This window comes from Streptococcus sanguinis (genome assembly GCF_003943735.1).
Taxonomy (GTDB): Bacteria; Bacillota; Bacilli; order Lactobacillales; family Streptococcaceae; genus Streptococcus; species Streptococcus sanguinis_E.
Genome location: NZ_RJMV01000001.1, coordinates 39,567 through 64,131, shown reverse-complemented (window position 1 = coordinate 64,131; position 24,565 = coordinate 39,567). Strand labels below are relative to the sequence as shown.

Genomic DNA, 24,565 nt, shown 5'->3' with positions numbered 1-24,565 from the left:
GGGAGGAGTTTATATTCTTAATTTATGGAAATTAACTACTATAAAAATAAGAAATTTATGATTAAAAACTTAGTGGAAGCCATTTTTGAATAAAGCTTGGGGAATGTGGGATTTAGCTCGAAAATTCTCTCTTCAATATAATAAGAAGAGTTTTCATTTCCTAAGAAATATTTTGTAAGCGGGCTATAAAATTCTTGAAAAAGATTTCAAAAGGTGATATAATATCAACTTGTAAGGGTTATCACAATAACTCAAAAAGAATTATTTAAAAGGAGAGTCTAACTATGGCTTCTAAAGATTTCCACATTGTAGCAGAAACAGGTATTCACGCACGTCCAGCAACTTTGTTGGTTCAAACTGCTAGCAAATTCGCTTCAGACATTACGCTTGAATACAAAGGTAAATCAGTAAACTTGAAATCTATCATGGGTGTTATGAGTCTCGGTGTTGGCCAAGGAGCTGATGTTAAGATCTCAGCTGAAGGTGCAGATGCAGACGATGCTATCGCTGCAATCTCTGAAACAATGGAAAAAGAAGGATTGGCTTAATATGACAGAAATGCTTAAAGGAATTGCAGCATCTGACGGTGTTGCCGTTGCTAAGGCATATCTATTAGTTCAACCGGATTTATCATTTGAGACTGTTTCAGTCGAAGATACGAATGCAGAAGAGGCTCGTTTGGATGCAGCTCTTGAAGCTTCACAGAACGAGCTTTCTGTTATCCGTGAGAAAGCAGTAGATAGCCTTGGTGAGGAAGCCGCTCAGGTGTTTGACGCTCACTTAATGGTACTTGCTGACCCTGAAATGGTTGGGCAAATCAAAGAAACAATCCGTGCGAAAAAGACCAATGCAGAAGCTGGTCTGAAAGAAGTAACGGACATGTTTATCACTCTCTTTGAAAACATGGACGACAATCCATATATGCAGGAACGTGCAGCAGATATCCGCGACGTGACAAAACGTGTTCTTGCTAACCTTCTGGGCAAGAAATTGCCAAACCCAGCGTCTATCAATGAAGAATCAGTTGTGATTGCTCATGACTTGACTCCTTCTGATACAGCACAGCTGGATAAGAAATTTGTTAAAGCTTTTGTAACTAATATCGGCGGCCGTACAAGCCACTCTGCTATCATGGCACGTACGCTTGAAATCGCAGCAGTATTGGGAACTAATAACATTACTGAGCTTGTAAAAGACGGCGATGTGATTGCAGCTAACGGTATCACTGGTGAAGTGATTATCAACCCAACTGAAGAGCAAATCGCAGCATTTAAAGCAGCTGGTGAGGCTTATGCTAAGCAAAAAGCTGAATGGGAATTGCTTAAAGATGCTCAGACTGTGACTGCAGATGGCAAGCACTTCGAATTGGCAGCTAATATCGGTACACCAAAAGACGTTGAAGGTGTCAATGCTAATGGTGCAGAAGCGGTTGGTCTTTACCGGACTGAGTTCCTTTATATGGACTCTCAAGACTTCCCGACAGAAGATGAGCAGTATGAAGCATACAAGGCTGTGCTTGAAGGAATGAATGGAAAACCAGTAGTTGTTCGTACAATGGACATTGGTGGAGATAAGGAACTTCCTTACTTTGATATGCCACATGAAATGAATCCATTCCTTGGTTTCCGTGCTTTGCGTATCTCTATCTCTGAAACTGGCAATGCTATGTTCCGTACACAAATCCGCGCTCTCTTGCGTGCATCTGTACATGGACAATTGCGCATCATGTTCCCAATGGTAGCCCTTCTGACAGAATTCCGCAAAGCTAAAGCGGTTTATGACGAAGAAAAAGCTAAGCTGCAGGCTGAAGGCGTTGCAGTAGCAGATAATATCCAAGTGGGTATCATGATTGAAATCCCAGCAGCAGCTATGCTGGCGGATCAATTTGCTAAGGAAGTAGACTTCTTCTCTATCGGTACCAACGACTTGATCCAGTACACTATGGCAGCTGACCGGATGAATGAGCAAGTCTCTTACCTCTATCAACCTTACAACCCATCTATCCTTCGCTTGATTAACAATGTTATCAAAGCAGCTCATGCTGAAGGCAAATGGGCAGGTATGTGTGGAGAAATGGCCGGCGATCAAACAGCTGTACCATTGCTCGTAGGTATGGGCTTGGATGAATTCTCTATGAGTGCGACTTCAGTTCTTCGGACTCGTAGCCTCATGAAGAAGCTGGATACGAAGAAGATGGAAGAACTGGCTCAGCGTGCACTGACTGAATGTGCAACGATGGAAGAAGTTCTTGAGCTTGAAAAAGAATATCTGGACTTCGATTAATCTGAAAAATTAAGATCAGGAAAATTTTCCTGGTCTTTTTTAGTTTTCTTCAGGGCATAGTGAAGTTCGTGCAGAAAGTTGAAATCAAAGAAAACAGAAAATAAGCAGACCTAATATGAACAAACTTAGATAATCTATCTTAATTGTGAAAAAATTCTTTAAATTTATAACTTTTGGTTGAAATTTTCAGAAAATTTGGTAAAATAATATTTAATAACATTTTGGAGGGGACACGTGACACAATATAAAAACTATATAAATGGAGAGTGGAAAGTTTCTGAAAATGAAATTACCATCTCATCTCCTATCAACAATGAGATTTTAGGAACTGTACCTGCCATGACTCAGGCAGAGGTCGACTATGCTATGGCGAGCGCTCGTGCGGCTTTGCCAGCTTGGCGAGCTCTTTCAGCAGTTGAACGTGCAGCTTATTTGCATAAGGTTGCGGATATTTTGGAGCGCGATCAGGAGAAGATTGGTGAAATCCTTGCAAAGGAAGTTGCCAAGGGTATCAAAGCGGCAATCGGAGAGGTAGTCCGGACAGCAGACTTGATTCGCTATGCGGCTGAAGAAGGCATTCGTATTCACGGTCAGGTTATGGAAGGTGGCGGCTTTGAAGCTGCCAGCAAGAAAAAATTGGCTGTGGTCCGTCGTGAGCCTGTAGGAGTTGTATTGGCTATTGCGCCATTCAACTATCCAGTTAATCTGTCAGCTTCGAAAATTGCTCCTGCGCTTATCGGCGGAAATGTCGTGATGTTTAAGCCACCTACTCAAGGTTCAATCTCTGGTTTGCTCTTGGCTCAGGCTTTTGCTGAGGCTGGTCTGCCTGCTGGTGTTTTCAATACCATCACAGGACGTGGTTCAGAAATCGGGGATTACATCATTGAGCATAAGGAAGTAAACTACATTAACTTTACTGGCTCCACTCCAATCGGTGAACGCATCGGTAAGTTGGCTGGTATGCGTCCAATTATGCTTGAATTGGGTGGTAAGGATGCTGCAGTTGTACTGGAAGATGCTGACTTGGAGCATGCAGCTAAGCAAATTGTTGGCGGGGCATACAGTTATTCTGGTCAGCGCTGTACGGCTATTAAACGTGTCATTGTCATGGAGAGCGTAGCAGATAAATTAGCGGCGCTGATTAAGGCAGAGGTAGAGAAATTGACGGTTGGTGATCCCTTTGATAATGCGGATATCACACCAGTCATTGATCATGCATCAGCAGATTTCATCTGGGGCTTGATTGAAGATGCTAAAGAAAAGGGAGCGTCAGCCCTGACAGAAATCAAACGTGAAGCAAATCTCATCTGGCCTGCCTTATTTGACCATGTGACACTGGATATGAAATTAGCTTGGGAAGAGCCATTTGGTCCTGTTCTTCCGATTATTCGTGTGACTTCCGTTGAAGAGGCTATTCAGATCTGTAACCAGTCAGAGTTTGGTCTTCAATCTTCAGTCTTTACAAATGATTTCCCGAAAGCATTTGAAATTGCTGAGAAACTGGAAGTGGGTACTGTACACATCAATAATAAGACCCAACGTGGTCCAGATAATTTCCCATTCCTTGGTGTTAAGGGATCTGGAGCAGGAGTGCAAGGGATTCGTTACAGTATCGAAGCGATGACACAAGTGAAATCCATCGTGTTTGATGTGAAATAATGAGAAAGGCGGCTTTGTGCGGCCTTTTTTCTTACCTTGATGAACTTGTAAATCTAACAAGATTAACGCATGATTTGATAAGAATTAATCATTTATATGTTTAATTGCTTATTATTTTAAAATGTAAATTTACATATTGGTCTATATCTTTATGAAAATTTTCATCTTTTTCTTGTTTTGGATAGCTCCTATATTTAGTGAAAAAGGAATTAAAACATATTGAGAGACACAAAATGCAGTGTTTTCTCTCTCATTTATTACTAATTTCAGCTAATGTTCGGTTTTAGTAATTTTCCGTAAGGATATTTGAAATTTACTTGAAAAAGAGATAAAAATAATGTAGAATAGTATTACAGAAAACGCTTACAAATAGAAAGGTGATTGCATGGATAAGAACGAAGCATTAAGAACCTTTACAACAGGTGAAAACTTTCATTTACAGCATTATCTAGGGGCGCATCAGGATGAAGTGGACGGCAAGTCTGGCTATTCTTTCCGCGTTTGGGCGCCTAATGCTCAGAGTGTCCATTTGATTGGAGATTTCACCAATTGGTATGAAGAGCAGATTCCTATGGTCCGAAATGAAGCGGGCGTTTGGGAAGTCTTCACAGAGCTACCTAAGGAAGGAGATATTTACAAGTACAATATCAAGCGTAGCAGTGGTCAGGAAATTTTGAAAATTGATCCGCTGGCTATCTATCTGGAAGAGCGCCCGGGCACGGGAGCAGTTATTCGCACTATTCCTGAGAAGAAGTGGAAAGACGGTCTCTGGCTGGCACGCCGGAAGCGCTGGGGCTTCTTCTCTCGGCCGGTCAATATCTATGAAGTGCATGCCGGATCTTGGAAACGTAATGAAGACGGCAGTCCTTATAGCTTTGCCCAGTTAAAAGAAGACTTGATTCCTTATCTGGTGGAGATGAACTACACACATGTGGAATTCATGCCGCTTATGGCTCATCCGCTAGGACTTAGCTGGGGCTATCAGCTTATGGGCTACTTCGCCTTTGAGCATACCTATGGCACACCTGAGGAATTTCAGGATTTTGTCGAAGAATGTCACTTGAACAATATCGGTGTCATTGTGGACTGGGTGCCAGGTCACTTCACTATTAATGATGATGCTCTGGCCTATTATGATGGGACACCGACTTTCGAGTATCAGGACCACGATCGGGCTCATAACTATGGTTGGGGTGCTCTCAACTTTGATTTGGGCAAGAATCAGGTTCAGTCTTTCTTGATTTCCAGTATTAAATTCTGGATTGATTTCTATCATTTGGACGGGATTCGGGTTGATGCTGTCAGCAATATGCTTTACCTGGACTATGACAGCGGTCCATGGCAGCCAAATAAAGATGGCGGCAATCGCAATTATGAAGGTTATTACTTCCTGCAACGCCTCAATACGGTCATTAAGCTAGCCCATCCTGATGTCATGATGATTGCAGAGGAAAGTTCCTCAGAGACCAAGATTACTGGTATGAGAGAGCTGGGTGGCCTTGGATTTGACTACAAGTGGAATATGGGCTGGATGAATGATATCCTTCGCTTCTACGAGGAAGATCCGATTTATCGTAAGTACGATTTTAATCTAGTGACCTTCAGCTTTATGTACGTATTCTCTGAAAACTTCCTCCTGCCATTCTCGCATGATGAAGTAGTTCACGGCAAGAAGAGTCTCATGCACAAGATGTGGGGTGACCGTTACAATCAATTTGCAGGGCTCCGCAACTTGCTGACCTACCAAATCTGCCATCCGGGCAAGAAACTGCTCTTTATGGGCTCAGAATTTGGTCAGTTCCTAGAATGGAAGTCAGAAGAGCAGCTAGAATGGTCTAATCTGGACGATCAGATGAACAAGAAGATGCAGGGCTTTACTGCTGCACTCAATGCCTTCTATAAAGACAATCGTCCGCTTTGGGAAATTGATCTGAGCTATGATGGCATCGAAATCATTGATGCGGATAATACTGATCAAAGTGTCCTCTCTTTTATCCGTAAGACGGAAAAAGGAGATATGTTAGTTTGTGTATTCAATATGGCGCCGGTAGAGCGGAAGAACTTTACCATTGGTGTTCCAGTGGAAGCCATTTATGAAGAGGTATGGAACACTGAATTAGAAGAATGGGGAGGTGTTTGGAAGGAACATAACGAAACAGTTCAGTCTCAAGAAGGACTTTGGAAAGATTATCCACAGACTTTGACCTTTACACTGCCAGCTCTTGGAGCCAGCATCTGGAAGATCAAGCGTCGGATTGCTCGTAAAAATGTTAAAAAAGATTCCACAAAGGAGTAATAGTCTATGAAGAATGAAATGCTAGCTTTGATTCTTGCCGGCGGGCAAGGAACTCGTCTTGGAAAGCTCACACAGAGTATCGCAAAACCAGCGGTACAGTTTGGCGGCCGCTATCGTATTATTGACTTCGCCTTGTCTAATTGTGCCAACTCCGGTATTCACAATGTCGGTGTCATTACTCAATACCAGCCATTAGCTCTGAACAGTCATATCGGAAATGGTTCTAGCTGGGGTCTCGATGGTATTAACTCAGGCGTGTCCATTCTTCAGCCTTATTCTGCGAGCGAAGGAAATCGTTGGTTTGAAGGTACCAGCCATGCGATTTATCAAAATATTGACTATATCGACAGTATCAATCCTGAGTATGTCCTGATTTTGTCTGGGGACCATATCTACAAGATGGACTATGATGATATGCTTCAATCTCACAAGGACAACAATGCCAGCCTGACAGTTGCTGTTTTGGATGTGCCTCTCAAAGAAGCCAGCCGTTTTGGTATCATGAATACAGATGCTAATAATCGGATTGTTGAATTTGAAGAAAAACCAGAACATCCTAAGTCCACCAAGGCTTCTATGGGGATTTATATCTTTGACTGGCAGCGTCTGCGCAATATGCTGGTAGCTGCTGAAAAGAGCAATGTGGATATGTCTGACTTTGGTAAGAATGTTATCCCTAACTACCTTGAATCTGGCGAAAGCGTTTATGCTTATGACTTTGAAGGCTATTGGAAAGACGTTGGTACAGTAGAGTCTCTCTGGGAAGCCAACATGGAATACATCAGCCCAGAAAATGCTCTGGATAGCCGCAATCGTCGCTGGAAGATTTATTCTCGCAACTTGATTTCTCCGCCAAACTTCATCAGTGAAAATTCCCATGTAGAAGATTCGCTGGTCGTTGATGGCTGTTTCGTTGACGGTACAGTAAAACACTCTATTCTTTCTACTGGTGCTCAAGTCAAAAAGGGCGCAGTCATTGAAGACTCTGTCATCATGAGTGGAGCTGTTATTGGCAAAGACGCTAAGATCAAGCGGGCCATTATCGGTGAAGGGGCTATCATCTCTGATGGTGTAGAGATTGATGGTACAGAGGAAGTATATGTTGTTGGATACAACGAGAAAGTGGGGGTACCAAAAGATGAAGATTGATAAATACTCAGCAATTTTAGGAAATACAGTCGGCTTTCATGATATGTCAACTCTGACAAATCATCGTCCAGTAGCCAGCTTGCCATTCGGTGGGAAATACCGTTTGATTGACTTCCCGCTTTCAAGTCTTGCCAATGCTGGTATCCGCAGTGTCTTTGGTATCTTCCAGCAGGACAATATCAGCTCTGTTTTTGACCATATTCGTTCAGGTCGTGAGTGGGGTCTGTCTACCTTGCTTAGCCACTATTACCTGGGAATCTACAATACTCGTGTAGAAAGCTCTACAGTCGGTGAGGAATACTATAAGCAGCTTTTGACCTACCTCAAACGTTCTGGTTCCAACCAAACTGTTGCACTTAACTGTGATATCTTGGTTAATATTGACCTCAATCAAGTTTTCCACTTGCATAATACAACAGAGCAGCCGATTACAGTTGTCTACAAGAAATTGCACAAGGAAAATATCTCGGATGTGAATGCTGTCCTAGATATTGACGAAACAGACCATGTCAGAGGGCATAAACTCTTTGATGGCCGAGAAGATGCTGAGCTCTTCAATATGTCTACAGATATCTTTGTAGTGGATACTCCTTGGCTGATTGAAAAGCTGGAAGAAGAAGCTAAGAAAGAGCATCCACAAAAACTGCGTTATGTCCTGCGTGATTTAGCAACTCAGGAAGGGGCATTTGCCTACGAATATACAGGCTATCTGGCAAATATCTATTCTGTAGAGACCTACTACAGATCCAACATCGATATGCTTGAAAGCAAAAAATTCTACTCTCTCTTCAGTCCGAACCAAAAGATTTACACAAAGGTTAAGAATGAAGAGCCAACTTACTATGCTGAGTCTTCAAAAGTATCTCGCTCCCAGTTTGCGTCAGGAAGCATTGTGGAAGGTGAGGTCATCAATTCTGTAATTTCACGGAATACCAAGATTAAGACTGGAAGCAGTGTCAAACACAGTGTTCTCTTCCCTCGAGTGAAGGTTGGAGAAAATGCAACTGTCGAGTACGCGATTGTGGACAAGGGTGTTGAAATTGGCGAAGGAGTGGTGATTCGCGGAACAGCAGAAGACCCAATCGTAGTCAAGAAGGGCCAAAAAGTTACAGAGGACATAATTCGATGAAGATTTTATTTGCAGCAGCAGAAGGAGCCCCATTTTCTAAGACAGGTGGTTTGGGAGACGTTATCGGTGCTCTCCCCAAATCACTGGTCAAGGCTGGCCATGAAGTTGGTGTCATTCTGCCATACTATGACATGACCCATGCCAAATTTGGCGACCAGGTGGAAGACCTTTTCTACTTTGAAGTCAGTGTTGGCTGGCGCCGCCAGTACGTTGGGGTCAAGCGACTGGTCTTGAACGGTGTGTCCTTCTATTTTATTGACAATCAGCATTATTTCTTCCGCGGCCATGTTTACGGGGACTTTGATGACGGTGAGCGCTTTGCTTACTTCCAGTTAGCAGCAGTAGAGCTGATGGAGCGGATTGATTTTATTCCAGATGTTCTGCATGTTCACGATTATCATACAGCTATGATTCCTTTCTTGGTTAAGGAAAAATACCATTGGATTCAAGCATATCAGAATATCAAGACTGTCTTGACCATCCATAATCTGGAGTTCCAAGGTCAGTTCCCTGACAGCATGCTTTGGGAACTATTTGGAGTGGGCTATGAGCGCTATGCAGACGGAACCCTGCGTTGGAATGACTGTCTCAACTGGATGAAGGCTGGCATTCTCTATGCGGACCGAGTGACAACTGTATCACCAAGCTATGCAGGTGAAATCCGTACACCAGAATTTGGCTGTAATTTGGATCAGATCCTGCGGATGGAGTCCGGTAAGCTGGTCGGAATTGTCAACGGTATAGATACAGATATCTATAACCCAGAAACGGATCCGCTCTTAGCTCATCACTTTGACAAATCTGACTTATCTGGTAAACTAGAAAACAAGCGAGCTTTGCAAGAGCGAGTTGGTCTGCCTGTGCGTGATGATGTGCCGGTAGTTGGGATTGTTTCCCGTCTGACCCGTCAGAAAGGCTTTGACTTGGTAGTGGAAGAGCTACACAATCTCCTGCAGGAAGATGTGCAGATTATCCTCTTGGGAACAGGGGATCCAGCTTTTGAACAGGCTTTCGCTTGGTTTGGTCATGCCTATCCTAATAAGCTTTCAGCCAACATCCTCTTTGATGTGACCTTGGCTCAGGAGATTTATGCAGCCAGCGATATTTTCCTCATGCCAAGCCGCTTCGAGCCTTGTGGCCTGTCACAAATGATGGCTATGCGCTACGGAACTTTGCCTTTGGTGCATGAAGTGGGCGGTCTGCGTGATACCGTAGAGCCTTACAATGTCTATACAGGACAGGGAACTGGCTTTAGCTTCAATAACTTTTCTGGCTACTGGCTGACTTGGACCTTCAAGGAGGCACTCAAGCTCTATGCCGATGATAAGGAAGCTTGGAAATCTCTGCAAGAGCAGGCGATGGAGAGAGACTTCTCTTGGGATACAGCCAGCAAGGCATACAGTGATTTGTATCAATCACTTCTATAACATTTACTTCGGAATCAGTGTAAACAAATCCTCTCTTGCCCATGGGACAAGGGAGGATTTCCGTGAGAATTACATTTTTATATATTATCATACTGTATTGGAGCCCTGTTTTTAGTTTGTGGCTGAAGCGAGTGCTTCCCATCTTGATTGAAAAAAGTATTCCTGCGTTTAAAAACTGTTTCCCGCTATTAAGAAAGGGAGATAACCACCCACCATGGAACTGACAAAAGAAAGTTTTATTCGAGATTTTAAGGATATTCTACATGAAAGACAGCTGATTAAGGTTGCTGATGCGACTTCAGTGGAGCTTTTTCAGGCTCTGGCCAGCACTGTCCGTAAGTATATCACGCCCCTGTGGCTGGAGCGCCGTAATCAGTTGATTGAGCAGCAGCAAAAGACAGCTTATTACTTTTCTATCGAGTTTCTTCCAGGACGCATGCTGGAAACCAATCTGCTCAACTTAGGTATCCTTGATACGGTCAAGGAAGGCTTTGCCGAGTTGGGCGTTGACTTTGAGGATGTTAAGAATGCTGAGTATGACATGGCCTTGGGGAATGGCGGTCTGGGCCGCTTGGCGGCCGCCTTCATGGACTCGCTGGCAACCACTGGCTATCCAGGATTTGGAAATGGGATTCGTTATCGCTATGGACTCTTTAAGCAACGCATCGTAGATGGCTATCAGGTAGAAATTCCTGATGCTTGGTTTGGCAGTCTGGGCAATGTCTGGGAAACCCGTAAGGACCATGATATTGTTGACGTTAAAATCTTCGGAAATGTTTCCCTCCATGCCAATGAAAAAGGCCGGATTGTGCCTCTTTATGAGAATTCCAAAACCTTGCGGGCCGTTCCTTACGATGTGCCGCAGATTGGCTTTGGCAATGACAATGTCAACAATCTCCGTCTTTGGGATGTTGAAATTCCAGAGGAGTATGAATTGGACTATCCGACCATTGAAGCTCGTCGCCGGGTGCAAGACATCACTGCCATTCTCTATCCAGACGACTCTAGCTACGAAGGAAAAGAGCTGCGCTTGATTCAGGAATACTTCATGACCAGTGCAGGTCTGCAGACCATTATCAAATCCTACCTCAAGCAAGGTCGTCCGCTCAAGGATATTCATGAGAAGGTCTCTGTCCATATTAACGATACTCACCCAGCTGTCGCACCGGCTGAGTTTATGCGCCTCTTGGTGGATGAGTACGACCTGGAATGGGCAGATGCTTGGAATGCTACGGTTAAAACCATGAGCTACACCAACCACACCATTTTGTCTGAAGCCTTGGAAAAATGGGATGCAGAGCTCTTTAAGAATGTCCTACCGCGGGTTTATCAGATTATCCTAGAAATCGACAACCGCTATGTAGCTGAAATGGCTGGACGCAGCCTTGATCCGCAAGTTATCGAAAATACTCGAATCGTCAAGGACAATCAAATTCACATGGCTCACTTGGCTATCATTGGCGGTCATTCAATCAATGGTGTTGCCAAACTCCACACAGAACTGCTCAAAGAAGATACTTTGCGTGATTTCTATAGCATTTACCCAGAGAAGTTTAATAACAAGACCAACGGGATTATCCAGCGCCGCTGGCTGCAGATTGCGGACCAGCCTCTGTCAGCTGAGATTGATAAGCTTATTGGTAAGGGCTGGAGAAGTGATATCCATGAGCTGCGTAAGCTTTTGGAATTCAAGGATGATCCGCAAGTGCTGGGCGATTTTTATCGAGTGAAGCAAGAAGCTAAGGCTCGTCTGGCTGACTTCATCAAGGAATCAACAGGAGCAGAAGTTTCTACAGAAGCCATCTTTGATGTGCAGGTGAAACGTCTCCACGCCTACAAGCGTCAGCTGCTTAACCTGCTTCATATCATCAAGCTCTACTGGGACCTCAAGGACAATCCTAATAAGGATATGGTGCCACGCGTCTTTATCTTCGGTGCCAAGGCTGCTCCAGGCTACCACTTTGCCAAGTCGGTCATTAAGCTGATCAATGAAGTGGCTAATCTGGTCAACAAGGATGAAAGTCTGCAAGGTAAACTCAAGGTTGTTTTCCTAGAAAACTACCGGGTCAGCCTAGCTGAGCTCATCATTCCTGCGGCAGATGTATCAGAGCAGATTTCTCTGGCTTCCAAGGAGGCTTCTGGTACTTCCAACATGAAGTTCATGATGACAGGTGCCATTACTCTGGCTACATTGGACGGAGCCAATATCGAAATCAAGGACGAGATCGGTGACGACAACATTGTTATTTTCGGGATGGACAAGGACCAAGTTTACGAGCACTATGCCCGCCATGATTATTACTCACGAGGTGTCTATGAAAGCAATCCAGATATTCGCCGAGTGGTCGATACCTTTGTCAACGGCACCATTCCAAATGTTCGTGAAGAAGGCTCTGAAATCTACGAAGCCCTCATCACCCACAATGACGAATACTTCCTCTTGGAAGACTTCCACTCCTATGTAGAAGCTCAAGAGAAGATTGATGCTCTCTATCGTGACAAAGAAAAATGGGCTCGCATGAGCTTGATTAATATCGCTACATCTGACAAGTTTACCTCAGACGATACCATTGAGCAATATGCCAAGGAAATCTGGAACTTGGAGAAATAATACTCCTGAGAAAACATAAACAATAAGAGATTGGGGCCTGGGTCTCAGTCTCTTTTGCTATCAAACTACCATCTTGTCTAGAAATATGCTATAGTAGAGAAAGTATGAGTGTCCAATTTTTAGAAAAGCAGGGTAAGCAAGCATGAAAGACTACACGATTTTTTATCAACAATTAACGACTCCCTTTCGCAGTCGCCCTCAGTGGCTGAAAGGGCTGGTTTACTTCAATCGGGGAATGACCCTCTTCATACCTATTGTTTATGGCCTCGTTCTAATCAGCGCCTTTCTGACAGAAGGCTGGAAAGGGCTGCTTGCTTTTTTCTTCCTGCCAGCGATTGGATTTGGTCTGTTGTCAGCTATTCGTAAACGGCTGAATCAAGCACGCCCTTACGAGAAATGGGCTATTCAGCCCTTGCTGGCCAAGGATACATCAGGTAAATCCATGCCCAGCCGCCATGTCTTTTCGGCGACAGTGATTTCCATGGGCTTGCTCTACTTTTTCTGGCTGCCGGGGCTTATCTGCCTCTTACTTTCAGCAGGACTGGCCGTAGTGCGCGTGATTGGCGGCGTGCACTATCCAAAGGATGTGCTGGTAGGTTATCTTTGCGGCATTTGCTGGGGAGCTTTACTTTTTTTATTATAAAGGAATTGCTTTCAGCAGATAGTAGACAAAGTGCCTATGCTATATTATAATGAAAGCAGTAACAACCGTTTCGACACCAAGGGGTATTCCTTGCTGGATGTAAAAAATATTTAAGGAGTCTACTATGTCAGAACCATTATTTCTACAGTCTGTGATGCAGGAGAAGATTTGGGGCGGAACCAAGCTGCGGGATGTCTTTGGCTATGAGATTCCCAGCGACCATGTAGGGGAATACTGGGCTATCTCGGCTCATCCCAATGGTGTGTCAACCGTCAAGAACGGGCGATTTGCCGGCCAGAAGTTAGATGTTCTCTATGCCAAGCACCGTGAGCTTTTTGGCAATCGCCCAGAGCCAGTCTTTCCGCTTTTGACCAAGATTTTAGATGCCAATGACTGGCTCAGTGTTCAGGTCCATCCTGATGATGCTTATGGACTAGAGCACGAAGGGGAGCTTGGTAAGACTGAATGCTGGTATGTCATTGCTGCAGACGAAGGAGCAGAGATTATCTATGGTCACAATGCTAGGAGCAAGGAAGAGCTGCGCCAGCAGATTGAGAGCAAGGACTGGGACCATCTTCTGACCAAAATCCCAGTCAAGGCTGGTGACTTCTTCTATGTACCAAGTGGCACCATGCATGCCATTGGATCGGGGATTCTGATTTTAGAAACTCAGCAGTCCAGTGACACGACCTACCGTGTCTATGACTTTGATCGTAAGGACGATGCTGGTAATCTTCGCGAGCTGCATTTGGAGCAGTCTATTGATGTTTTGACTATCGGTGAGCCAGCCAATAGCCGTCCTGTTACCATTCAGGCAGATAGTTTGACTTCAACTCTTTTGGTGGCCAATGACTTCTTTGCTGTTTACAAGTGGGATATCGCTGGTTCGGTCAATTTTAAAAAGACAGCAGACTATAGCTTGGTCAGTGTCTTGGAAGGTGTCGGTAAGCTAGAAGTTGGTGGGGCAGTTTATCCTCTTGAAAAAGGGGAGCCTTTCATCCTGCCTAGCGATGTTACAGAATGGACCTTGTCTGGAGATTTGCAGCTGATTGTCAGCCATCCATAACTATAGGAAAATCAAGAGCAAATAATCACTTTGCTCTTTTTTCTTTAAAAAATATATGAAATAAGTGAAATTTTAATCACTTTCTTCTTATTTATATAGCAGAATAGTTTGTATATCAATAATAATTCAATTGTTTTGACAGGAAAATTTATAAATCAAAAGAATGAAACAAAAAACGCTTACAATGGTGGCAAAAGATTGACTATTTGATATTTTAGGAGTAAACTAAGGAAGTAAATTTTAAAATATAAAGGAGAAGTCATCATGAATTTAACATATTTAGGACTTTGTTTGGCCTGCTTGGGCGTATCAATTGCTGAAGGTATGATTATGAGTAATCTATTTAAGGCGGCAGCTCGTCAGCCAGAAATTATCGGTCAATTGCGAAGCCTCCTAATCTTGGGAGTAGCCTTTGTTGAAGGTACTTTCTTTGTAACGCTGGCTATGTCCTTTGTTATCAAATAAGAAAGGATTCTCTTTAGAAAAGGGGGTGTCATCTGTTGGAAGAAAGTATCAATCCAACTATCAATATAGGTCCTGTGACCTTTGATTTGACCCTGCTGGCCATGACTCTGCTGACGGTGTTTGTAACTTTTGGACTTGTTTATTGGGCAAGTCGAAAGATGACAATTAAGCCGTCAAGAAAGCAGAATGCTTTGGAATATATCTATGACTTTGTCATAGATTTTACCAAGGGAAACGTTGGCGAGCATTATATGAAGAATTACTCGCTTTTTCTATTCTCCCTCTTTCTTTTCGTAGCTGTGGCGAATAACTTGGGATTAATGGCTAAGGTCCAGACAACCAATGGTTTTAATCTTTGGACATCGCCGACAGCCAATCTCGCTTTTGACTTGGGCTTCTCTCTTTTAGTGACGGTATTCTGTCATGTAGAAGGAATTCGTCGTCAAGGTATAAAAGGATATCTAAAAGGTTTTGTGACTCCAGGTATCATGACACCCATGAATATCTTGGAAGAATTTACCAATTTTGCTTCGCTAGCCTTGCGGATTTATGGAAATATTTTTGCAGGTGAAGTATTGGCTGGTTTGCTCTTGACTTGGGCACATCAAGCAGCGTATTGGTATCCGATTGCCTTTATTATGAACATGGTTTGGACTGGTTTTTCCATCTTTATTTCCTGTATCCAAGCCTATGTTTTTACCATGCTAACATCTATGTATCTTGGTAAGAAAATTAATGGTGAGGAAGAATAAAAAGAAAGGATAGATAAAATGAATATAACCGTAGGTGAAATTATTGGCAACTTTATCCTGATTGCTGGCTCCTTTCTTCTTTTAGTATTTCTCATTAAGAAGTTTGCTTGGGGCAATATTATCGGGATTTTAGATCAGCGTGCTCAAAAGATTTCAGACGATATTGATGGTGCAGAAGCTGCCCGTAAGAAAGCTGAAGACTTGGCGCAAAAGCGTGAGGAAGCTCTGGCAGGCAGTCGGGTCGAAGCAGTTTCTATCGTTGAGACAGCTAAGGAGACAGCTGAGAAGAATAAGGCTGGAATCCTAGCTAATGCAGCAGAAGAAGCAGGGCGCTTGAAGGCTAAAGCCAATCAGGAAATTGCCCAAAACAAGGCAGAGGCTATGAGCAGCATCAAAGGAGAAGTGGCTGACTTGACAGTGGCTCTGGCTAGTAAGATTTTGAGCCAGGAACTGGATAAGGAAGCTCAGAGCGAGCTCATCGACCGCTATATCAAACAGTTAGGAGATGCCTGATGGATAAGAAGCAATATGCAATCATTGAGAAATATGCTTTGCCTTTTGTTCAGACGGTCTTTGAAAAAGGTCAGCAAGAAGATGTTTTTGAAAAACTGAGTCAGATTAAGGCTGTTTTTGCGGAGACCGGCCTTGCTGACTTTTTGTCACATATCGGCATCAGTGACCATGAGAAAGAGAAGAGTCTGAGACTCTTTCAAAACTCTGGTTCGCAATTGCTTGATAATCTGATTGAAATCGTCATTCTCAATCATCGTGAGGACCTCTTTTATGAGATTGTGCTGGAGAGCCAGCACCAGCTTGAAAAGATTAGCAATGAGTTTGAGGTGACGCTACGCTCTGTTCAGCCTTTGACAGCCAGTCAGAAGGAGAAGATTCGGCCGATTATTGAGCAGAAGATGGGCCTAAAAGTCCGTTCGCTCAAGGAAGAATTGGACAGCAGCTTGATTGGTGGCTTTGTCATCTCTGCCAATAACAAAACAATTGATGCAAGCATAAAACGTCAATTACAAGTCGTAAAAGAAAAATTGAAATAGAAAGTGGTGTGAATTTTGGCGATTAACGCACAAGAAATCAGCGCTTTAATTAAGCAACAAATTGAAAATTTCCAGCCAAATTTTGACGTCACAGAAACAGGGGTCGTCACTTATATTGGTGATGGAATTGCGCGTGCTCATGGTCTGGATAAGGCTATGAGCGGAGAGCTGTTAATCTTTGAAAATGGCTCTTATGGTATGGCGCAAAATCTAGAGTCGACCGATGTTGGGATTATCATCTTGGGAGACTTTACAGACATTCGTGAGGGAGATACCATTCGTCGGACTGGTAAAATCATGGAAGTTCCTGTGGGAGAGGCCTTGATTGGACGGGTTGTTGATCCGCTGGGTCGTCCTGTTGATGGACTTGGTGACATTGTCACGGACAAGACACGTCCGGTTGAAACACCGGCTCCTGGTGTTATGCAGCGTAAGTCAGTATCTGAGCCTTTGCAGACAGGTCTCAAGGCTATTGATGCCTTGGTTCCGATTGGCCGCGGCCAGCGGGAGCTGATTATCGGGGACCGTCAGACTGGGAAGACGACCATTGCCATTGATGCCATCCTGAACCAGAAAGGTCAGGATATGATTTGTATCTATGTGGCGATTGGTCAGAAAGAATCTACCGTTCGTACGCAGGTAGAAACGCTCCGTCAGTATGGTGCTTTGGACTATACCATTGTCGTGACAGCCTCTGCTTCACAGCCGTCGCCTTTGCTTTTCCTAGCGCCTTATGCTGGTGTAGCGATGGCAGAAGAGTTCATGTATAATGGCAAGCATGTTTTGATTGTCTATGATGACTTGTCTAAGCAGGCTGTAGCCTACCGTGAACTGTCCCTCTTGCTCCGTCGTCCGCCAGGCCGTGAGGCCTTTCCAGGAGATGTTTTCTATCTACATAGCCGTCTCTTGGAACGTTCAGCCAAGGTTTCTGATGAGCTGGGCGGTGGTTCAATTACAGCTCTGCCATTTATTGAAACGCAGGCAGGAGATATTTCGGCCTATATCGCGACCAACGTGATTTCAATCACTGACGGACAAATTTTCCTCAGCGACAGCTTGTTCAATGCTGGGGTACGTCCGGCCATTGACGCAGGTTCTTCTGTATCACGGGTTGGGGGTTCTGCCCAAATCAAGGCTATGAAGAAAGTAGCTGGAACCCTGCGTATCGACCTGGCTTCTTATCGGGAGCTGGAGGCCTTTACTAAGTTTGGTAGTGATTTGGATGCAGCAACGCAGGCCAAGCTCAATCGTGGCCGCAGGACTGTAGAAGTCTTGAAACAGCCAATTCATGAGCCGCTGCCGGTTGAAAAGCAGGTCGTGATTCTCTATGCTTTGACCCATGGTTTCTTAGACAGTGTGCCAGTAGATGATATTCTGCGCTTTGAGTCAGAATTATTCGCCTACTTTGATGCACATCAAGAAAGCATTTATGAAACCATTCGGACAACGAAAGACCTTCCAAGTGAGGAAGTCTTGGATGCTGCCATTACTGAGTTTATTGACCAGTCTAGCTTCAAATAAGGATCGAGGTGTCAGATGGCAGTTTCATTAAATGATATTAAAAATAAAATTGCATCCACGAAAAACACCAGTCAAATCACCAATGCCATGCAGATGGTTTCTGCTGCCAAGCTGGGAAAATCTGAGGAGGCAGCTAAGAACTTTCAGGTCTATGCCCAGAAAGTGCGTAAGTTAGTTACGGATATGCTACATGGCCACGAGGCAGAAAATGCCCGTCATCACTCGATGTTAATCAGTCGGCCAGTTAAGAAATCAGCCTATATCGTCATTACTTCTGACCGCGGTCTGGTAGGCGGTTATAACGCAACCATTCTCAAGGCTTTGATGGAGCTGAAAGCTGAGTACCATCCGACTGGAGAGGACTTTGAAGTCATCTGTATCGGAAGTGTTGGTGCTGATTTCTTCCGAGCTCGGGGGATTCAGCCAGTTTATGAACTGCGTGGTCTAGCCGACCAGCCTAGCTTTGATGAGGTCCGTAAAATCATTAGCAAGACCATTGAGATGTATCAGAATGAGCTCTTTGATGAGCTCTATGTCTGCTATAACCACCATGTCAACAGTCTGACCAGTCAGATGCGGGTGGAGCAGATGCTGCCAATCATTGACTTGGATCCCAATGAAGCTGATGAAGATTATACGCTGAATCTGGAACTGGAGTCCAGTCGGGATTCTATCTTGGATCAACTGCTGCCCCAGTTTGCAGAGAGCATGATTTACGGTGCCATTATTGATGCTAAGACGGCTGAGAATGCTGCCGGTATGACTGCTATGCAGACAGCAACAGACAATGCTAAAAAGGTCATCAGTGATTTGACTATTCAGTATAACCGCGCTCGGCAAGCTGCCATTACGCAGGAAATTACTGAAATCGTGGCGGGTGCAAGTGCCCTAGAATAAGGCCACAAATGAATTAGAAATTAAACGAGGGAAAAAACATGAGCTCAGGCAAAATTGCTCAGGTTATCGGGCCGGTCGTAGACGTTGCGTTTGCTGCCGGAGACAAACTACCTGAGATAAATAATGCACTTGTAGTCTATAAAAATGATGAGAAAAAATCAAAAATCGTCCTTGAAGTAGCTCTTGAGCTTGGTGACGGTGTGGTGCGGACCATTGCCATGGAGTCGACCGATGGTTTGACACGTGGTTTAGAGGTCTTGGATACTGGTCGTCCGATTTCTGTGCCGGTCGGCAAGGAAACTCTGGGCCGGGTCTTTAATGTCCTAGGAGACACTATCGACTTGGATGCGCCTTTTGCAGAAGATGCAGAGCGCCAGCCGATTCATAAAAAGGCACCGACCTTTGATGAACTATCAACCTCATCAGAAATCTTGGAAACAGGGATCAAGGTTATCGACCTTCTGGCACCTTATCTGAAAGGTGGGAAAGTTGGCCTCTTTGGTGGTGCCGGAGTAGGGAAGACTGTCCTGATTCAGGAATTGATCCACAACATTGCCCAAGAGCATGGAGGGATTTCTGTCTTCACAGGTGTTGGTGAACGGACGCGTGAAGGGAATGACCTCTACTGGGAAATGAAAGAGTCTGGCGTTATCGAAAAGACCGCTATGGTCTTTGGTCAGATGAATGAACCGCCAGGAGCTCGGATGCGGGTTGCTCTTACCGGACTGACTATCGCGGAATATTTCCGTGATGTGGAAGGTCAGGACGTGCTGCTCTTTATTGACAACATCTTCCGCTTTACGCAGGCTGGTTCGGAAGTGTCTGCCCTTTTGGGCCGCATGCCGTCAGCCGTTGGTTACCAACCAACACTTGCAACAGAAATGGGACAGTTACAAGAACGGATTACCTCAACCAAGAAAGGTTCCGTTACTTCCATCCAAGCTATCTATGTTCCAGCCGATGACTATACTGACCCAGCACCAGCGACAGCTTTTGCTCACTTGGACTCTACAACTAACCTAGAACGGAAATTGGTTCAGCTAGGGATTTATCCAGCCGTGGATCCACTCGCTTCCAGCTCTCGTGCCCTTTCACCAGAGATTGTCGGAGAAGAGCACTATGCAGTGGCAGCAGAGGTTAAGCGGGTCTTGCAACGTTATCATGAATTGCAGGACATCATTGCTATCCTTGGTATGGACGAGTTGTCAGATGATGAGAAGACTTTGGTTGCACGTGCGCGGCGGATTCAGTTCTTCCTGTCACAGAACTTCAACGTGGCGGAGCAATTTACCGGCCAGCCAGGTTCCTATGTGCCAGTAGCTGAAACGGTTCGTGGCTTCAAGGAAATCCTAGAAGGTAAACACGATAAGTTGCCAGAAGATGCCTTCCGTGGTGTGGGCTCCATCGAGGATGTATTGGCCAAGGCTGAGAAAATGGGATTCTAAGAGGTGAATGATGGCTCAAATGACAGTACAAATCGTGACACCGGATGGTCTTATTTATGATCACCATGCTGCATTTGTTTCCGTAAAGACCATTGAGGGTGAGCTGGGGATTTTGCCCCGCCACATCAATACCATCGCTGTTTTAGAAGTGGATCAGGTTAAGGTGCGCCGGGTTGATGATGACAAGCATATCGACTGGATTGCGGTTAATGGCGGAATCATTGAAATTGCAGATAATGTCATTACCATTGTGGCGGACTCAGCTGAGCGTGAGCGAGATATCGACATTAGTCGGGCTGAGCGGGCTAAGCTCCGAGCTGAGCAAGAAATCGAAGAAGCACATGATAAGCATTTGATTGACCAAGAACGCCGGGCTAAGATCGCCCTGCAGCGGGCAATCAACCGGATCAATGTCGGAACAAGATTATAAGAAGCTATTTTACATAGATTGATGGAGGTCGTTCATCATCTGGTAATATGCTTTCTTGAATACAAACTGAATACGCAAAACTGAGGCAAATCTGTCTCAGTTTTCTTTTCCAAAGAAAAAGGGCGGGATTGTTTAGTTCGTCCTTGACTGGAGTCTTGTGGTATAATAAAAGTTATGGTAGAAGTTGTTTTTAAATTATGCAGTCATTTGCTCTTTATTTTCTTTGCCTTTCATCTGCTGTCAACGGTTGTTGAGTGGGAGAGGTTTTTCAAGGTTAATGCTGATAATGCGATGAAGATTCGCTTTTTGATTCTCTTGTTCAGTATTGCCTTGGGCTATTTAGTCAGCCTTTTCTTCATTGGTATTTACGATATGAGCCGGGCGATTTTTAACGGTACTTTATAAGGTCATATTTTTGATTTTATGGTATGATAGTATGGATGATTTTAAAAATTTAGAGTAAGGAATCGGTATGGAAAAAATTATTATTCAAGGTGGAGATAATCGCTTGGTCGGAAAGGTCAAGATTGAAGGAGCAAAAAATGCGGTGCTGCCTCTCTTGGCAGCGACAGTCTTGGCTAGTGAAGGCCAGTCTGTTTTGAAAAATGTTCCGGTCTTGTCTGATGTCTTTACCATGAACAATGTGGTCCGCGGTTTAAACACTCAGGTGGATTTTAATCAGGAAGAAAATACAGTTGTTGTGGATGCCACTCAGCCTTTGTCCGAGGAAGCACCTTACAAATACGTCAGCAAAATGCGAGCGTCTATCGTTGTTTTGGGGCCAGTTCTAGCTCGTAATGGTCATGCTAAGGTTTCCATGCCAGGCGGCTGTACGATTGGCAGTCGGCCCATTGACTTGCACCTGAAGGGCTTAGAAGCCATGGGCGCTCAGATTACCCAAACAGCGGGTTATATCGAAGCGAAGGCAGAGCGACTCAAGGGTGCCCACATTTACATGGACTTTCCTAGTGTGGGAGCAACGCAAAATATCATGATGGCTGCGACGCTGGCTCAAGGTACGACAGTGATTGAAAATGCTGCTCGGGAGCCTGAAATCGTTGACCTAGCCCTCTTTTTGAATGAAATGGGAGCCAAGGTCAGAGGAGCAGGTACTGAGACTCTGACTATTGTCGGAGTGGACCAGCTGCGCGGGGCTAAGCATAATGTGGTTCAAGACCGTATCGAAGCAGGAACTTTTATGGTTGCTGCAGCTATGACCAGTGGTGACTTGCTGATTGAGGATGCCATTTGGGAGCACAACCGTCCCCTGCTTTCCAAAATGCAGGAAATGGGAGTGGAAGTGACAGAGGAAGATGAAGGGATTCGGATTCGTTCCGATGTTTCGAAGTTGAGACCAGTTTCGGTCAAGACCCTTCCTTATCCGGGCTTCCCTACCGACATGCAGGCTCAGTTTACGGCGCTCATGGCTATGGCCAAGGGCGAATCTACGATGATTGAGACTGTTTTTGAGAACCGTTTCCAGCATCTGGAGGAAATGCGTCGGATGGGGCTGCACTCTGATATCATGCGTGATACAGCTCGCATCTGGGGCGGTGGCAGTCTTCAGGGGGCTGAAGTCATGTCAACAGACCTCCGAGCCAGTGCGACTTTGATTCTGATGGGCTTGATTGCTGAAGGCGAGACCAAGGTCAGCAAGCTGGTACACTTAGATCGAGGCTACTATAAATTCCATGAAAAATTGGCAGCTTTGGGAGCCAAAGTGAAGCGTGTAAAGGAAGAAGACGATGAGTGAAAATCTTAAATATTTAGGTCGGCAGATTGGCCTTGTTTTACTGGTTCTGTTGGTAGCCGTGATTCTCTTTTTCGTGTCTCTGATGATTGGCTATAACATTATCGGAAACGGTAAGGGCTCAGTTTTTTCACCAGAAACCTGGCAAGAATTAATCGGGAAGTTTACTGGAAACTAGCTCCTAGTCGAACAGACTGGCTGAAATGAATCCAGTTTGCTAAGTTGAAAGAAAGAAGATGAAAAGAAAGACTAGTCAGAAAAGGAATTCTAAGAGCCTGCAAGGCTGGGCTGGGCTGACTCTGGCCTTGATTTTGGCGCTGGCTGGCTATTTCTGGGGACAGGATGGTCAGCAGCCACTTCAGAGTCCAAATTCAGAAATAAGAGTTGGGCAAGTTCAAGATCAGGGCACCCCTAGTCGGGAACTGGCTGAGAGCGTTCTGACGGATGCTGTCCGAGCTCAACTCAAAGGCAGCATTGAATGGAATGGAGCTGGCGCCTTTATTGTGAATGGAAATAAGACAGACTTGGATGCGGGGATTTCTAGTAAGCCCTACGCTGACAATAAGACCAAGCTTGTACAAGGGCAAACCCTTCCGACAGTAGCGAATGCCTTTTTATCCAAGTCTACCCGCCAGTACAAAAAACGGGAAGAAACTGGAAATGCCAACACTTCATGGGTACCGGCAGGCTGGCATCAACTCAAGAACCTCCCTGGTGAGTACAATCATGCTGTGGACAGAGGACATCTCTTGGCCTATTCGCTGATTGGTGGTTTGAAGGGCTTTGATGCTTCTACTAGCAATCCTGCCAATATCGCTGTGCAGACGGCCTGGTCCAACCAAGCCAATGAAGCGGATTCGACAGGGCAGAATTACTATGAGACAAAGATCCGTAAGGCTTTGGATAAGAACAAGCGAGTGCGCTACCGGGTAACCTTGATTTATGCCACGGAGACTGATTTAGTACCGGTTGGGTCACATTTAGAGGCTAAGTCCAGCGATGGCAGTTTGGAATTTAATGTCTTTATCCCGAATGTGCAAAAAGGGATTCGCCTGGACTATAATAGTGGCAGGGTCAGTCAGGAGACGGGTTCTTAATTTTATACTCAAAAATGATTTTGCAAAGAGTATTCAACAGTATGAAAAGAAATGGTTGCAGATTTGTAGTCATTTTCTTTTATACTAATAGATGAAAGAAGGCGAATTTTTCAGTCTTCTTTAAGAAAGCGGTGGTAAAATCAACGTTCTCTTACAATCTAGTAAAGGAGGTTGCGATGAGACTTATTTTTAAAAGCATCCGGTTCCTCATGCGTCTGATTGGGCGCGTGGTTTGGGGACTTGCCTGGTCCTTTGTCCTGAGCTTTATGGTTATTGTCGGAATTTTGTATTTTACCACTTCAACAAAACCAGGTACAGAGGGACTGACGCAGGCTGTTCAGACAGCTGTTGGCAGAGTGGATCAATTTTTAAATCATCAAGGAATTTCCACAGGGCTTCACAGCAGTGAGGAGACACAGACGGATCAGCTGACAGATGAGCATGCAACAACAGGGGCTCGTTGGGATCAGCCAAGCGCCACAATTTACATCGATACAAATAATGAAACCTTCCGTTCAGCCTATAAGGAGGCCATTGATTCTTGGAATCAAACAGGTGCCTTCACCTTTCAAATCATCAATGACAAAGACAAGGCGGACATTGTTGCGACGGAGATGAACGATGGCAACGTCAGTGCAGCTGGTGAAGCTGAGTCGCAGACCAATCTCCTAACCAAGCGGTTTACCCATGTCACGGTTCGCCTTAATAGTTACTACCTGCTGGACAGTCGTTATGCTTATTCTCATGAGCGAATTGTCAATACAGCAGCGCACGAATTGGGCCATGCTATCGGATTAGACCATAATGAGGAGGAATCAGTGATGCAGTCAGCAGGCTCATTTTACAGTATCCAGCCGACAGATATCCAGGCTGTAAAAGACTTGTATCAATCGTAA

At 44.6% G+C, this 24,565-nt stretch carries 23 protein-coding genes; all 23 read left to right on the top strand.

Going from position 1 to position 24,565, the window contains the following annotated elements; all coding sequences use genetic code 11:
* Window positions 1–284: 284 nt before the first annotated feature.
* Window positions 285–548 carry a phosphocarrier protein HPr gene (locus tag D8877_RS00315; RefSeq protein WP_002896017.1) on the top strand — a complete coding sequence of 88 codons (264 nt, stop codon included), beginning with the start codon at window positions 285–287 and terminating at the stop codon, window positions 546–548.
* Window position 549: 1 nt separating this feature from the next.
* Complete coding sequence (gene ptsP / locus D8877_RS00310; protein WP_061592689.1) at window positions 550–2,283, top strand: phosphoenolpyruvate--protein phosphotransferase; 1,734 nt, start codon at window positions 550–552, stop codon at window positions 2,281–2,283.
* A 234-nt stretch (window positions 2,284–2,517) separates the two neighbouring features.
* Window positions 2,518–3,942, top strand: coding sequence for an NADP-dependent glyceraldehyde-3-phosphate dehydrogenase (locus D8877_RS00305; RefSeq protein WP_125340787.1), 1,425 nt, complete (start codon window positions 2,518–2,520; stop codon window positions 3,940–3,942).
* 385 nt (window positions 3,943–4,327) lie between these two features.
* The gene (gene glgB, locus D8877_RS00300) at window positions 4,328–6,238 is read left to right on the top strand and encodes a 1,4-alpha-glucan branching protein GlgB (protein ID WP_002900750.1); all 1,911 of its coding nucleotides are present in this window, start codon (window positions 4,328–4,330) and stop codon (window positions 6,236–6,238) included.
* Window positions 6,239–6,244: 6 nt separating this feature from the next.
* Window positions 6,245–7,387 (top strand): glucose-1-phosphate adenylyltransferase, encoded by a 1,143-nt coding sequence (locus tag D8877_RS00295; RefSeq protein WP_002912070.1) that lies wholly within the window; start codon window positions 6,245–6,247, stop codon window positions 7,385–7,387.
* Window positions 7,377–8,516, top strand: a complete 1,140-nt coding sequence (gene glgD / locus D8877_RS00290; RefSeq protein WP_002896012.1) for a glucose-1-phosphate adenylyltransferase subunit GlgD — start codon at window positions 7,377–7,379, stop codon at window positions 8,514–8,516. Before D8877_RS00295 ends, glgD begins: the two co-directional genes overlap by 11 nt.
* Window positions 8,513–9,943: a glycogen synthase GlgA gene (gene glgA / locus D8877_RS00285; protein WP_125352106.1), complete on the top strand. Its 1,431-nt coding sequence runs from the start codon at window positions 8,513–8,515 to the stop codon at window positions 9,941–9,943. The genes glgD and glgA overlap by 4 nt, the downstream gene beginning before the upstream one ends.
* 214 nt (window positions 9,944–10,157) lie before the next feature.
* The gene (locus D8877_RS00280; protein WP_125352103.1) at window positions 10,158–12,554 is read left to right on the top strand and encodes a glycogen/starch/alpha-glucan phosphorylase; all 2,397 of its coding nucleotides are present in this window, start codon (window positions 10,158–10,160) and stop codon (window positions 12,552–12,554) included.
* A gap of 142 nt (window positions 12,555–12,696) precedes the next feature.
* Window positions 12,697–13,197, top strand: coding sequence for a phosphatase PAP2 family protein (locus D8877_RS00275; protein WP_002919361.1), 501 nt, complete (start codon window positions 12,697–12,699; stop codon window positions 13,195–13,197).
* A 124-nt stretch (window positions 13,198–13,321) separates the two neighbouring features.
* Window positions 13,322–14,263: a mannose-6-phosphate isomerase, class I gene (gene manA / locus D8877_RS00270; protein WP_125352101.1), complete on the top strand. Its 942-nt coding sequence runs from the start codon at window positions 13,322–13,324 to the stop codon at window positions 14,261–14,263.
* A gap of 264 nt (window positions 14,264–14,527) precedes the next feature.
* Window positions 14,528–14,728, top strand: a complete 201-nt coding sequence (locus tag D8877_RS00265; RefSeq protein WP_002896005.1) for a F0F1 ATP synthase subunit C — start codon at window positions 14,528–14,530, stop codon at window positions 14,726–14,728.
* 35 nt (window positions 14,729–14,763) lie between these two features.
* Window positions 14,764–15,480 carry a F0F1 ATP synthase subunit A gene (atpB, locus tag D8877_RS00260; protein ID WP_002910186.1) on the top strand — a complete coding sequence of 239 codons (717 nt, stop codon included), beginning with the start codon at window positions 14,764–14,766 and terminating at the stop codon, window positions 15,478–15,480.
* Between the two features lie 18 nt (window positions 15,481–15,498).
* Window positions 15,499–15,993 (top strand): F0F1 ATP synthase subunit B, encoded by a 495-nt coding sequence (gene atpF, locus D8877_RS00255; protein WP_002910185.1) that lies wholly within the window; start codon window positions 15,499–15,501, stop codon window positions 15,991–15,993.
* Window positions 15,993–16,529 (top strand): F0F1 ATP synthase subunit delta, encoded by a 537-nt coding sequence (locus tag D8877_RS00250; RefSeq protein ID WP_002904151.1) that lies wholly within the window; start codon window positions 15,993–15,995, stop codon window positions 16,527–16,529. The genes atpF and D8877_RS00250 overlap by 1 nt, the downstream gene beginning before the upstream one ends.
* A 15-nt stretch (window positions 16,530–16,544) precedes the next feature.
* The gene (gene atpA / locus D8877_RS00245; protein ID WP_002895997.1) at window positions 16,545–18,050 is read left to right on the top strand and encodes a F0F1 ATP synthase subunit alpha; all 1,506 of its coding nucleotides are present in this window, start codon (window positions 16,545–16,547) and stop codon (window positions 18,048–18,050) included.
* A 15-nt stretch (window positions 18,051–18,065) separates the two neighbouring features.
* Window positions 18,066–18,947 (top strand): F0F1 ATP synthase subunit gamma, encoded by an 882-nt coding sequence (locus D8877_RS00240; protein WP_002895995.1) that lies wholly within the window; start codon window positions 18,066–18,068, stop codon window positions 18,945–18,947.
* A gap of 38 nt (window positions 18,948–18,985) precedes the next feature.
* Entirely contained in the window at window positions 18,986–20,392 is a 1,407-nt protein-coding gene (gene atpD, locus D8877_RS00235; RefSeq protein ID WP_002895993.1) for a F0F1 ATP synthase subunit beta, read from the top strand.
* Window positions 20,393–20,399: 7 nt separating this feature from the next.
* The gene (locus tag D8877_RS00230) at window positions 20,400–20,822 is read left to right on the top strand and encodes a F0F1 ATP synthase subunit epsilon (RefSeq protein WP_002895991.1); all 423 of its coding nucleotides are present in this window, start codon (window positions 20,400–20,402) and stop codon (window positions 20,820–20,822) included.
* A gap of 174 nt (window positions 20,823–20,996) precedes the next feature.
* A complete protein-coding gene (locus D8877_RS00225) occupies window positions 20,997–21,227 on the top strand; it encodes a DUF1146 family protein (RefSeq protein ID WP_002895990.1) in 231 nt (76 codons plus the stop codon).
* 67 nt (window positions 21,228–21,294) lie between these two features.
* Window positions 21,295–22,575: a UDP-N-acetylglucosamine 1-carboxyvinyltransferase gene (gene murA, locus D8877_RS00220; protein WP_002917491.1), complete on the top strand. Its 1,281-nt coding sequence runs from the start codon at window positions 21,295–21,297 to the stop codon at window positions 22,573–22,575.
* On the top strand, window positions 22,568–22,750 hold the full coding sequence (locus tag D8877_RS00215) for a DNA-directed RNA polymerase subunit beta (protein ID WP_002895988.1): 183 nt from the start codon (window positions 22,568–22,570) through the stop codon (window positions 22,748–22,750). The genes murA and D8877_RS00215 overlap by 8 nt, the downstream gene beginning before the upstream one ends.
* Before the next feature lie 58 nt (window positions 22,751–22,808).
* Window positions 22,809–23,669 (top strand): DNA/RNA non-specific endonuclease, encoded by an 861-nt coding sequence (locus D8877_RS00210; RefSeq protein ID WP_125352099.1) that lies wholly within the window; start codon window positions 22,809–22,811, stop codon window positions 23,667–23,669.
* A gap of 176 nt (window positions 23,670–23,845) precedes the next feature.
* A complete protein-coding gene (locus D8877_RS00205; protein ID WP_125352097.1) occupies window positions 23,846–24,565 on the top strand; it encodes a matrixin family metalloprotease in 720 nt (239 codons plus the stop codon).